This is a genomic window from Serratia sp. 14-2641 (genome assembly GCF_001692375.1).
GTDB classification, from domain to species: Bacteria; Pseudomonadota; Gammaproteobacteria; order Enterobacterales; family Enterobacteriaceae; genus Chania; species Chania fonticola_C.
Window position 1 is genome coordinate 216,808 of record NZ_LXKR01000044.1, and the last position, 12,310, is coordinate 229,117.

Annotated in this window: 12 protein-coding genes and 1 pseudogene; 2 read left to right on the forward strand and 11 right to left on the reverse strand. The window is 52.9% G+C overall.

Going from position 1 to position 12,310, the window contains the following annotated elements; translation table 11 throughout:
• The first annotated feature begins 15 nt into the window (after positions 1-15).
• On the forward strand, positions 16-1,230 hold the full coding sequence (locus A6U95_RS16305; protein ID WP_065685213.1) for an O-antigen ligase family protein: 1,215 nt from the start codon (positions 16-18) through the stop codon (positions 1,228-1,230).
• A 65-nt stretch (positions 1,231-1,295) separates the two neighbouring features.
• Here A6U95_RS16305 and A6U95_RS16310 read toward each other — a convergent pair whose 3' ends face one another.
• The 11 genes and pseudogenes from A6U95_RS16310 to A6U95_RS29850 form a co-directional block, all read right to left on the reverse strand.
• Positions 1,296-2,894 carry an ABC transporter substrate-binding protein gene (locus A6U95_RS16310; RefSeq protein ID WP_065685214.1) on the reverse strand — a complete coding sequence of 533 codons (1,599 nt, stop codon included), beginning with the start codon at positions 2,892-2,894 and terminating at the stop codon, positions 1,296-1,298.
• 163 nt (positions 2,895-3,057) lie between these two features.
• Positions 3,058-3,852 (reverse strand): ABC transporter ATP-binding protein, encoded by a 795-nt coding sequence (locus tag A6U95_RS16315; protein ID WP_024485284.1) that lies wholly within the window; start codon positions 3,850-3,852, stop codon positions 3,058-3,060.
• Positions 3,849-4,751 (reverse strand): ABC transporter permease, encoded by a 903-nt coding sequence (locus A6U95_RS16320; RefSeq protein WP_065685215.1) that lies wholly within the window; start codon positions 4,749-4,751, stop codon positions 3,849-3,851. Before A6U95_RS16320 ends, A6U95_RS16315 begins: the two co-directional genes overlap by 4 nt.
• Positions 4,752-4,831: 80 nt before the next feature.
• The gene (locus tag A6U95_RS16325; protein ID WP_065685216.1) at positions 4,832-5,794 is read right to left on the reverse strand and encodes an ABC transporter substrate-binding protein; all 963 of its coding nucleotides are present in this window, start codon (positions 5,792-5,794) and stop codon (positions 4,832-4,834) included.
• Between the two features lie 364 nt (positions 5,795-6,158).
• Positions 6,159-6,737, reverse strand: a complete 579-nt coding sequence (locus A6U95_RS16330; protein ID WP_065685217.1) for an ATP-dependent Clp protease proteolytic subunit — start codon at positions 6,735-6,737, stop codon at positions 6,159-6,161.
• Positions 6,738-6,825: 88 nt separating this feature from the next.
• Positions 6,826-8,070 (reverse strand): amino acid permease, encoded by a 1,245-nt coding sequence (locus A6U95_RS16335; RefSeq protein ID WP_065685218.1) that lies wholly within the window; start codon positions 8,068-8,070, stop codon positions 6,826-6,828.
• Between the two features lie 551 nt (positions 8,071-8,621).
• Positions 8,622-9,497, reverse strand: coding sequence for a polyphosphate kinase 2 (gene ppk2 / locus A6U95_RS16340; RefSeq protein WP_083196389.1), 876 nt, complete (start codon positions 9,495-9,497; stop codon positions 8,622-8,624).
• A gap of 193 nt (positions 9,498-9,690) precedes the next feature.
• A complete protein-coding gene (locus tag A6U95_RS31510) occupies positions 9,691-10,332 on the reverse strand; it encodes a fimbria/pilus outer membrane usher protein (protein ID WP_343227209.1) in 642 nt (213 codons plus the stop codon).
• The gene (locus A6U95_RS31515; RefSeq protein ID WP_241810672.1) at positions 10,292-10,870 is read right to left on the reverse strand and encodes a fimbria/pilus outer membrane usher protein; all 579 of its coding nucleotides are present in this window, start codon (positions 10,868-10,870) and stop codon (positions 10,292-10,294) included. Before A6U95_RS31515 ends, A6U95_RS31510 begins: the two co-directional genes overlap by 41 nt.
• The gene (locus tag A6U95_RS31520; RefSeq protein ID WP_241810673.1) at positions 10,815-11,084 is read right to left on the reverse strand and encodes a hypothetical protein; all 270 of its coding nucleotides are present in this window, start codon (positions 11,082-11,084) and stop codon (positions 10,815-10,817) included. The genes A6U95_RS31515 and A6U95_RS31520 overlap by 56 nt, the downstream gene beginning before the upstream one ends.
• A gap of 82 nt (positions 11,085-11,166) precedes the next feature.
• A pseudogene (locus A6U95_RS29850) lies at positions 11,167-11,382 on the reverse strand (IS1-like element transposase); the annotation flags it as partial.
• 349 nt (positions 11,383-11,731) lie between these two features.
• Here A6U95_RS29850 and A6U95_RS16350 point away from each other — a divergent pair.
• The gene (locus A6U95_RS16350; protein WP_065685219.1) at positions 11,732-12,235 is read left to right on the forward strand and encodes a CS1 type fimbrial major subunit; all 504 of its coding nucleotides are present in this window, start codon (positions 11,732-11,734) and stop codon (positions 12,233-12,235) included.
• Positions 12,236-12,310: the final 75 nt, after the last annotated feature.

Genomic DNA, 12,310 nt, shown 5'->3' on the forward strand with positions numbered 1-12,310 from the left:
GATTTGAGCCACTTCATGTCATCCACCGAACCGTGTTCTGTATCGTTACTCTCCCCAACCCGCCTTCGGCTGTTTGGCTTTACGGCGTTTTTGCTCGGCGCGTCCCTACCGACGTCCAATGCGCTGATGAATGCTTCGCTGGTGTTGGCGGCGATATGTCTGCTGTGGCAGCGCGACTTTCGCCAGTTGATACCTTTGCTCAAACAACCGCTGGTGTGGCTGCCCGCATTGATGTTCGCACTGCTGGCCGCCTCGTTATTGACCCAGCACCACGAATACGGCCCGAAGATGGTCGGCAAGTATCAAAAGCTGCTGTATGTATTGCCCTTGGCGTTGTTCTTTCTCAGCGACTCCAGGCTTATCACCCGCTTTATCAGCGGCTTTCTGCTCGCCAATGCCGTGATACTGGCGATCAGCCTGGCTTCGGGGGTCGGGCATGTGACGCTGGGTGGCCTCGATCCGCAGAATCCAACGGTGTTTAAACTGCAGATAACCCAGAACGTGTTTATGGCGTTTGCTGCGTTGATATGGCTAACCCGTGCTTTTGGACAATCAGGCGTGCTGCGCTGGTGTTATGGGGCATGGGTTCTACTGGCAACGGCGAACGTGCTGCTGATGGTACAGGGGCGCACCGGCTATGTGGCGCTATTGGTCGGCGTGGGGCTTTGGTTGCTGCTGACGCTGCCCCGCTGGCAGCGGTTGGGGGTATTAGCCTGTGGCTTGCTGCTGGCCATTATGCTGATTTTTATCCCCAATAGAGCGACGGAGCGCCTGACGCTCGGCCTTGCTGAGGTGCGCAATTGCGTGCTGGCCCCGGCAGACCAGGCCTATCAAGCTTGCGACAACTCGATGGGGCAACGCACCGCCTTTGCCCGCGAATCACTACGCCTGATAAAACAGGCCCCGCTGCTGGGGAACGGGGCCGGGAGCTTCTGGTATGGCAACGCGCAGACCGGTTACGGCGTGCATAACCCGCACAATGAGTATCTTCTGGAAACGGTACAAAATGGCTTGCTGGGGTTGGCGCTGTTTTTGGGCTGGATGTGGTGCTGCTTCCGAGCGGCCTGGCAGCAACCAACAGCCTGCCGCAACCTGCTGGTTGCCGTGCTCGGCAGTTATCTGGCCTGCCACCTGTTCAACTCGTTCCTGCTGGATTCCGCCGAAGGGCATCTGTTTATGGTGTTGGCCGCCGTACTTGCTGGCTCCAGAGTTGTTCGGCAGCCTAAATAACCTCAACCGTCTCATTGTGTTCTGGGGGCGCCGTTGCAGCCCCCCGTTTTCAATCTGGCCTGCGGTTAATTCAGTTTGGCTTTGGAGAAATCACTGCCCATCAAGCTGACGCTATAACCACTGACGTTGCTGCGCGTGGCATAGAAGGTTTTACCATTCGCCAGCGCAATCCACGGAGCCTGCTGGTAAAAGATTTCCTGCGCCTGGCCATAGAGTTTCGCACGTTCGGCAGGGACGCTAGTCAACCTGGCCTGCTGTACCAGTCCATCATAGGTTTTATCGCACCAGCGCGCGGCATTCGAGCCGGTTTTGATACTGTTGCAGCCCAGCAATACCTCGGCAAAGTTATCCGGATCGCCATTATCGGACATCCAGCCAAACAGCGCGGTGTCATGCTCGCCCTTACGCATCCCGGCAAGATATTCCCCCCACTCGTAAGAGACGATCTTCGCCTTCACGCCGACCTTTTCCCAATCGCTTTGCAGCATCTCTGCAATACGCTTGGAGTTCGGGTTATACGGGCGCTGAACCGGCATCGACCACAACGTGATCTCAAAGCCTTTTTCCACCCCGGCCTGTTTCAGCAACGCCTTGGCTTTTTGTGGATCGTAGCCGTAATCCTGCAGGTCTTTATCAAAACCCAGCATATTTGGCGGCAGCGGCGATTTCGCCACCGTGGCCGAACCTAAAAACACCGCGTTAACTATCGCCTTTTTGTCAGTGGCATAGTTTAGGGCTTGGCGCACCAGCACGTTATCCAACGGTTTTTTCTCGGTGTTAAACGCCAGGTAACCGACGTTCAGCGCATCTACCTTATGCAGGGTCAGATCTTGGTTTTTATTGATTTCATCAAACTGTACCGGAGCCGGTGCGGGGATAATCTGGCACTCGTTGGTCTGGAGTTTCGCCAGGCGCGTCTGTACGTTCGGCGTTATGGAGAAGATCAGATGCTTGGTCGGCACCTCACCATCCCAGTAATCAGGGTTGGCAGCATAGCGGATCAGTGAATCGACTTTATACTGCTGCAAGACGTAAGGGCCGGTGCCGATTGGCCAGGTATCCACATATTCTGGCGTGCCTTTTTTCAGCATCGCATCGGCGTATTCGGCGGAAAGGATCGACGCAAAGTCCATCCCCCAGTCGGCCAGAAACGCGGCGTTCGGCTCGCTCAGAACGAACTGAACGTGATAATCGTCCAGCTTTTTCACTTCCTTAATCAGCGTATCCAGACCTACGTCGTGAAAATATTCGTAATTACCCTGCGATACCTTGTGGTAGGGGTGATTTGGATCTTTCTGGCGTAACACCGAAAACACCACATCATCAGCATTAAAATCGCGGGTCGGCTTGAAGTTTTTGTTGCTGTTGAATTTCACCCCTTGGCGCAGGGTAAAGGTGTAGGTTTTACCATCCGGAGAAATCTTCCATTCGGTTGCCAATGAAGGCGTTGGCGTGTTGTTAACCGGATCGAAATTGATTAAGCGGTTATACAGCACCTGCGAGCTGGCAACAAACGTTGGGCCAGAACTGGCAATCTGCGGGTTGAACGACTCCGGTGACGCCTCGGAGCAATAAATCAGCGTATCGTTAGCTGCCGCGATGGCAGCGCTTGCCGGTAAGAGTGTGCTCAGCGCCAGCGCGAGCAGCGTTTTCCCTGTAGACATGGTCATCGCCTTGTTTGACTTTTTTATCAGGCGACAATCTCAGCACGGACAGGGAACCCAGGCAAATAACCAATTGCTCTCAGGTTATGCCAAAACCGTTGTTTTTGCTGTTTTATTCAGCTGCGTGGGCGCAGCATGCCGCGCCCCAACAAAGTGAGCAACCTCAGCTCAGCAGTAGCCCATCATCATCCAGCTTTTCACCACGTGTTTTCTCAAACATCGCCAGCAGATCGGTGACCTGCATGTTGGCCCGTTGCTCACCGACAACATCCAGCACCACCCGTCCCTGGTGCAACATCACGGTCCGATGGCCATGATCCAGCGCCTGGCGCATGGAGTGTGTCACCATCAGTACGGTTAATTGCTGCTCGGCGACAATACGGTCGGTCAATGCCAGCACAAAGGCCGCCGTTTTAGGATCGAGCGCGGCGGTATGTTCATCCAGCAAGAGCAGACGAGAAGGCTGTAGCGACGCCATCAGCAGGCTGACAGCCTGACGCTGCCCGCCAGACAGCAGGCCCATGTGATCCCCTAAACGATTCTCCAGCCCCAGTTCCAACGTGGCCAGCTTGTCACGGAACAGCTGCCGCTGTTTGCTCTTGACGGCACGCTGAAATCCTCGGGTTTGGCCGCGCTGCAGTGCCAGTGCCAGATTCTCCTCAATGCTCAGCCCCTCACAGGTTCCCGCCAGCGGATCCTGGAACACACGGGCGACCATACCAGCACGGCGCCAGGCGGGCATCAGGGTAACGTCCTGTTCGCCAATAAACACTTGGCCGCGATCGGGGGTAATATCACCGCTGACCGCATTGAGCAAGGTAGACTTCCCTGCCCCATTACTGCCAATGACCGTCACAAACTGCCCGGCCTCGATGTTCAACGACAGGCCACGTAATACCGGGTTCTCCAGCGGGGTTCCAGGGTTAAAGGTTTTAAACAGCTGCTCGGCGCGCATCATGATGGCTGCCTCCCCCGCTTGCTTTTCAATTTTTGTTTCAGCTTAGGCAGGACCAGCGCCAACGTAACCAGCAGCGCAGTGATCAGATTCAGATCCTGCGCCTGCAAGCCGATAAAGTCTGCATTCAGGGCCAGAGCGATCATCAGGCGGTACAGCAATGCCCCTAACAGGGTCGCCATAGTGATCAGGAACAGGCTACGGGCAGGCAACAGCGTTTCACCGATGATCACCGCCGCCAGCCCGACGACGATGGTGCCGATCCCCATGGAGATATCGGCGCCCCCCTGAGTCTGTACATACAGTGCCCCCGCCAGCGCTATCAGCGCATTGGACACCGCCATGCCGATCACCGTTAGCCGACTGGTCGCAATCCCCTGAGCGCGTGCCATGCGTGGATTCGCTCCGGTAGCCCGCAGCGCAAGGCCGACCTCAGAGGTCAGGAACGCGTCGAGTGCCAGTTTGACAACGACAACCACCACCAGCAGCAATATTGGTTGGATCAGCCAGGCGTTGTCTTCAACCTGACTGATGAAAGGAGTGAAAACGCTAGGTAAGCCGATCAGGGCCAGGTTTGGTGCCCCCATAATGCGCAGGTTGATGGAATACAGGGCAATCATCACCAAAATGCTGGCTAGCAGTTGCAAAATACCGAGCCGCACGTGCAGCCAGGCCGTCAAACAGCCAGCACCGGCACCCGCGATAGCCGCCAGCAAACACGCCAGCCAAGGGTTATAACCGCTGACAATCATCACCGCGGCTACTGCGCCCCCTAGAGGGAAGCTGCCATCGGCCGTCAGATCGGGAAAATTGAGTAAGCGAAAGGAGATCAATACGCCCAACGCGACCAGCGCAAAGATCAGGCCGATCTCCAAAGCGCCCATCAGGGAAATTAACGACATGCGTACCTCATAAACATCTTGGCCTGCCACCTGCGGCAGGCCATTTACACCCGATGTAAACCATCATTCAACGCAGATCGTTATTTGATGACTTCTTGTGCTGATTGCACCAGTTCAGCTGGCAGAGTGACCCCCTGCTTCTGGGCAGCAGCAGGGTTGACACTCAGGCTGAGCTTGTTACCCACCTCAGGAGCTATTGCGCCTGGCTTCTCACCCTCTAACAGACGGACAACGATTTTACCGGTCTGGCGGCCCAGATCGTAATAACTCATCCCCAACGCCGCAGCCGCACCACGTTTGGCAACGCTATTGTCACCGGCGATCAACGGGATTTTTGCCTGATTGGCAATGCCAACCAGCGACTCGTAGGTGGAGATAACGTTGTTATCGGTATTGGTGTAGATCACGTCGACTTTGCCTACCAGGCTTTTGGCCGCAGGGGCTACGTCGATAGTACGTGCAGCAGGAACCTCAACCAGCGTCATCCCGCGTTTGGTTAATTCCTCTTTCAGCTCTTTGACCACCACCGTCGAGTTGACTTCCCCTGGGCTGTAGACCATGCCGACTCGCTTGGCATCGGGTTTAACCTGCAAGATCAGATCGACCTGCGGGCCGATGGCTACGCTGTCTGAAACGCCGGTAACGTTGGTACCACTCGGCTGCCAGCTACTCACCAGCTTGGCCGCCACCGGATCGGTTACTGTAGTAAACACCACCGGTATGGTCTTGGTAGCCGCCACCACGGACTGGGCCGCAGGCGTTGAAATCGCCACTATCGCATCGGGCTTGTCCCCGATAAATTTACGCGCAATCTGCCCTGCGGTGGCCGTATTTCCCTGCGCACTTTGGAACTGGATCTTGACCTTATCCTTGTCATACCCCGCAGCCTTTAGCTCATCAATCACCCCATCACGGGTAGCATCCAATGCCGGATGGTCAACGATAGAGAGGATCGCCACGGATTTCGGCGCAGCCGCGTAACTGCTGACTGCAAATAAGGCAGCGGCGAGAGCTACAAAAATATTTTTATTATTCAAAGGCATGGTCATATCCTTTTCAAGTTGGCGTTGGTGCCAGAGGTGGTGATTAATCATCCTAGCACAGTGTTTTACCGCCATCTATCGGATAACGTTTTGTTATCATGTGGTTAACATGCAGAATGAGAAGAAAACACTCGGTGCGCTTACACGGGGCAGTGATTCGGGTCACAAACCGCCACTTTTAGCCTCTCGTTGTTCGGTTCACGGCCTTGGTGACATCCCTCGCGAGTGGGCTATTGGGGCTTGATAATACGCAGGCCGTTTACAGCGTCCATAACCCGTACAGCTTGTGGGTTATGGAACTGAACAAAATGGCCTGCTGGGGTTATTTGGGGATTGGGTGATTCGGTGAATTATTGCGCTATGCTCAGGCTATTTCTTTTTCGCTGACAATGGCTTTTGATACCAGGCCATAGTCGATCGCTTCTGCCACCGGCATCCAAAAATCGCGGTCAATGTCGTTCAAGACCTTTTCCAGTTTCTGCCCGGTTTCCTTGGCGATCAAGGTGGCGATTCTTTCCCGGATGCGGATAATTTCTCTCGCCTGAAGCGCCACATCGGTAGCCTGACCACCGATACCACCGTTTGGCTGGTGGATCAGAAAACGGGTATTGGTCAGGCAGAAGCGACGCTCCTTGGGCACCGATAAGAACACATTAACCGCGGCGCTCCCTACCCAACCGCTGCCGATCATATTCACCGGCGCGCTAATAAAGCGGATCACATCGTGGATCACATCACCCGACTCTACATGACCACCAGGTGAACAAATCAGGAAATTAATCGGCGCAGAGGACTCGTCGGACAGCACCACCAATTGCTTGACGACATTGTAGGCCACCGTGTCGTTGATCTGCCCAAACAGCAGGATAGTTCGCGACTTGAAGGTTCTCTCATCCAAAAAGGCATCACGCTGAGGAGCGCTTATTTCCGATTTTTCTTCCATCTTGTACCTCGACTGTTTTATCTCTCATCCTGGCCGAACATGGCAAAGATAACCATAGCAGCAATCGTCGCAACTAGCCTTGCAACAATCACCAGCCAGCTGGCAAATAACCAAACAGTGACGCAATCGCATAGACCGCACTTCCCAGATACAGCAGTATAATACTCACCTGCAACAGCGGATGCGTGATCCAGTTACACTGCCAAAGCGGTACCTGGTCGCCATGCTTGCGGGCACCGCGCAAAATCAGTATCGGCATGATGGACAAGATCACTCCACTGAATACACCGGCGAAATACAACGCATTGACGAATGAAACCAGACCACTGTAGGCCAGCGCGAACGGTGGCAAAACGACCACCATCAACACACCGAAGCGTCGCAACGGCCGTTCATCGTCCCCTAACCTGAACTTATCGAAAATATTGCTCACGAAGCTGCCACCCAGCCCCCAGTAGGATGTCAGCATGGCACATAGCGCAAAGATATTGGCCGAGAAGAAAGCCCATTGGCCAAGCGCCTGCCCCCACGAGATCGTCGCCACGTCAGAAATATTACCCAACCCACTGAGCGCGATCACCGACATCGGCACCACCGCCAACAGCACAAAAGTCGTTACCATCCCGACAATAATAGCCTTGGGAAGCTGTGCTGGCTTATCCGCAAAACCACGCGCCATCTCAGGCACAATATATTGGGCAGAGAAACAGAACACCACCACACTGAACACGGGCACCATGAAGAGCCAATCACCGTCAAGCAGGTTGCGCATCTGGGTGGTCTCTTTCAATAGCGTCGCGATAACCAAAGCGCTCAGCATGGCAACCATGCCAATACTGATAAACTTTTCGCCACGGCCTATCGCCTTCAAGCCAAGATACAGCACCAACGCCGCCGGGATAAAAAACAGCAGGCTGCCGAGCGCAGGTGAAATGCCGAGCAGGGATTGCAATAATTTGCCGCTACCAGACATGTAAGCGGTAAGCGCGCCGATACTATTGACACATACTGAAGCGAACATGACCCATGAAGCAAAACCACCGACATACCGCCGGGCCAAACCGCTTAGTTGCAGATGTTCTCGGGTACGAAGGGTGGATTCAGCGACATACAGCATAGAGATGGTGGTGACACAGCCAACCAGTACCAGCCAGAATAGCAAAGGTAAATAACCCGCTTTACTGGAAGCGTACGCGATAGAAAGCACGCCTGCACCGATATTAGTGCCGACTATCATTGCTACCCCTTCAAGAAAAGTCAGTGATTTGACGGGTGCAAGAGTCCGTTCCCCTGCGGCTAATGCCGGGGAAATGCCAATGTTTTCGCAAGACATATATCATCCTTTGATACCCGGTAGCGTTAATGACCAGGAAAAGTTAGCGTCTAGAGGGTTAGTTGTTACTTTTTGTTCACAAATATGAAACAACATCACTTGGTTATACAGTGTACGGCCCTATAAACGAGTGCCAATCACGATTACTTGAGGGATCCAATTGCGTTCTTTAAGGGGGGATTATTATTGCAGCGATCCAGCGAACAGCCTGATGGCAAGCGGCATCTGCGGCTTGATGACGCGATCCGCACCAGCAACCTTTGTGCTTCGGACGATTATTGTCTGGATGGTGTGTACGAGGATTTTTGCAGGATGTGATCAGAGGGCATAAAAAAGTGTGGGAAAGTCGCGAATGGTTCGCCTGCCGAGGGTAGGATAACCAGCATCATTTCATAACAATCCCCATTATATCAGCCATATTCCATCACTACCCGTCAGCCCTCTGATTTTACAGGCTCATCGTTTTCGCCGTCAGTTTTTGCTACCCAATGGATAAAAACGCCATGAGTTTTTAAACAGCAAATCACCATGAATTAGAATGACGCCTTTGTTCAAAAAATCTCAGGAATATGTTTCAAAGGATAGTCTGGTGAATGATATTTTCCGATTTTGCGTTTAGGCAATTTAATCTTCTTTTTCGGCAACCGCTTGTAGGGAATATGCTGCAAAAAATGGTGGATAACATTTAGTCTAACCCGCTTTTTGTCTTCTGAATTAGCCACAAACCAAGGAGCCCAAAGGCTGTCTGTGGCGGCGAACATGTCGTCCCTGGCTCGGGAATAGTCGTCCCAGAGTTCGAAAGAACGGATATCTATCTCTGAAAGTTTCCATGTCTTGCGGCCATCATCAATACGTGCACGCAATCGACGTTCTTGTTCCTTTGGGCTTACATCCAGCCAGTATTTGATGAGAATGATGCCAGACTCCACCATTAATCGTTCCACCATCGGAACCGTCTCCAAAAACTGATGCGTCTGCTCTTGCGTACAAAAACCCATAACTCGCTCGACGCCAGCTCGGTTATACCAACTACGATCGAAGATAACGACCTCTCCTGCTGCTGGCATGTATGGCATGTAGCGTTGCAGGTACATTTGGGTTTTTTCACGTTCGGTTGGGGCAGGAAGGGCAACAACACGGAACACTCGCGGACTGACCCTTTCGGTCAGTGCTTTTATCGTGCCGCCCTTGCCAGCCCCATCGCGCCCCTCAAACACGATGCATACTTTCAGCCCCTTGGCTATCACCCAACTTTGTAAATGGACAAGTTCTTCGTGTAATAACCTGAGCTCTTGCTGATATTTTTTTTCCGGTATTTTTGCCGTGCCTTTTCTTTGTGGCACACTGTTGCCTGATATGCGCTTGGGGTTCTTTTCTTTTGAAAGACTGGCTGCGGGTACGATTTTGTTTTTCTTTTCGTTAGTCATGAGGTTACCCCACAATATAATCTATATGACGCTAGCCTGACGGTTGCCCCCCATCACAGCGCTTGGGGCTGCCTATGCGGGGCGAATAAGGAGTCAGGAGTCGATGAGCAAACACGTGGTCTCATCCCATACAATATCCTAGCTGTTATTTCTTCATGCTGCGAACCCTCTTCGCCTGTGCTGCTGAAAGTGCTTAGCTTCCCATCAACCTGACTAACTGCGCTGTCACCGCGTTGAGAAGTTGCCTTGATGGCCACCTTGGCCGGTGCATAACAGCTGATGCTGAAATCCAGCTGTTTCTCATCCAGCGTGGTGTAGGCAACGTCACCAGCGCATGATATCCCACCCGTGTTGCAAAGTTTGCCAACACGACGGCCCCCTTGGTCGGGTATACATTCAGGCTTGACTGCGTCATGTCCACATCGTCCGGCAGTGTCGACGGGTTCAGGCTGATATTGTTGGTCTGGTAATTCGACAGGTACGGCACCACCGCATACCCTCGACTGTCCGTTCGCACGTTGCCTCCGTTCATCACCTGAGTCCCTGCCGCGCCTGGTGCACTCACCACCGCCACCGAACTCCCCAGCATCTGGCCCAGAGTCACGCCCTCCGGATGAACAAGGACGGCACCATTGCCCCCCAGGTTCAGCGATCGGTTGCTGCTGCTGTAGCTGTAGCCACCGTTCACCATCCCCCGGCTGCCCTGGTAACCCGCATTCAGTGTGCTGGTACTGCTGTCTTCGCCATTCGACCAGCCCTGCATCACGCTGTAGGACAGGCGGTCATCCAGCGCATTACCATTGATGCCTGTCTGTTGACTTACCCGCCCCCTGATTGTCGTGAGTCATCTGGTAGCTGGCATAGGCACGGTTTAACATGGATTGTGGGCCGAACAGACTCAGCGGCACCTGGATATTCAAGGCGACCTGCCTGTTCTCCGGCCACTCGCCCCCGTCTCCCTTGACTCGGTCAATGCTGTACGCCAGCCCGACGCTCACCCCTTGATAGCTGCCGTTGTAACCCGCAGATACCGTATTTATGACCTTGTCTGTGCTCCAGTAATCATTACGTGATGCCGACAAGTACAACGCTCCCCATCGCTCCAACTGCTGGCTGATACGCATCTGGAACGCCGAACGCTGGCGCTCCAGCGCCCACGGCACCTGGCCGTCACGCAATCGGTGACCTATATTGTTGAAATCCGCAAAACTGTTGTAGTTGCGTGTCGAGTAACGGTAGGCAGTCAGGTCAACAGAAGTGCCGGTCTCAAGCAGACTCTTGGCATAGCGCACCCGGTATGACGATCCCTGCTGGCGTTCATCCTGCCCTTGTAGTTTGGCGCTTGACGTGGGTGACGGCCCCGGGTTGTTCATCCCACAAAACGTGGTCAAGGTTCGGCAGGTTGCTCCAGTGGCGCATCGCACGGGCTTGTTTGCCTTCCCCTTGCCACTCCCAGTAAAACTCAGCCCCGCCAGCCAACTGCCGCAGGCTGAATACATAATCATCACGATACTGATAGCGCTCGGCTTCCCCGGCCGCATTGATAGCGGCACTCAGTTGCCCCCGCTCATCGTACTCATAGGTCATGAGCGGGTGGAGAGCCTCTTCCCGACCCGATTCAGGTGTCAGGCTCAGCTGCGTCAGGCGTCAGCCTTGAGGCAGCTCCTGATACCCTTGCCGTATCGCGGCATCCGGAGCCATTCATCGCCATATCAACAATGGTTTGATGGGTATCCGGTTTAGCACCGTTGTAGCGATACTGGAGCTGAAAGGTTTTCAGGCACTGCTTACAGCGATAGAGCTGCGCTCCTGAGCTGGAATGGCCGTTCCGGATAACCCCCTGAGTTTCAGAGCAACGGGGACAAACCACATCAATCTTTGCCATCAGTCATCCAAAAGAAAAAGAATATAACAGCACTAAATCGGAGTCACGACCCCAAATTATTCCTGACTGGAACGGAAGTATAACTAATCTGCATCGCCTATAAATAAATATTATCTTCCATAAAAAACAGAATGATCTTATAGTGCCACACATTGATAATACAGACATATCTTGGTCATCAATTTAATTTTCATTCTTTATCTTTTTGATGCTTACTGAATGTTTTGATCATGGATTGAACTCATTGCAAATAACCTTTTTAAAGGGTTATTTGTATAAAGCTCAGTAATAAACGCAGGAGACGTTTCTTAATGATAAGGACGTCAAAATCATTTAATAAGGGAAAAACATGAAAAAGATCCTTCTGTCTGTAGTCGCTGCTGCCATTTTGGCATCCAGCATGGCTAACGCCGCTCCTGGTATCAACAAAAAAATCTCAATCGTTGCCACCATTAACGATGCGATCTTTGTTTCCAAACCGGATGGTAGCACCTGGTACGACACAGAAGAACTGTTCGCCAGCGATCGCTACCAGACGACCTTCGCTTCTAACGATCTGCCAGTGCGTATTTACAGTACCACTGACAAAGTGGATGTGACCATGGTTCAACCTTTAACCGTGTCCCGTGCAGATAGCGCGCAGTTAGATGGCGTAAAAGTCACTCTTGGCGGCAAAGAATTGAGCACTGCAACTGCTGCAGAACTCACTCAGACCACCCCGGTAACCGGTGGTTTTGATAACACCTATACCCTGAAGATCACTGCAGATGCACCAACCAACGTTGCTACTGGCATTAGCACCAACGGTGACTATCAGGGCGATTTGGTGATGCTGTTCGAACCAATGCCATAAGATTTAATTGCTGGAAAGCTGATTATATTTGGCCTGATAGTTATCCCGTAATTGGATGAGGATTAGACCAATAAT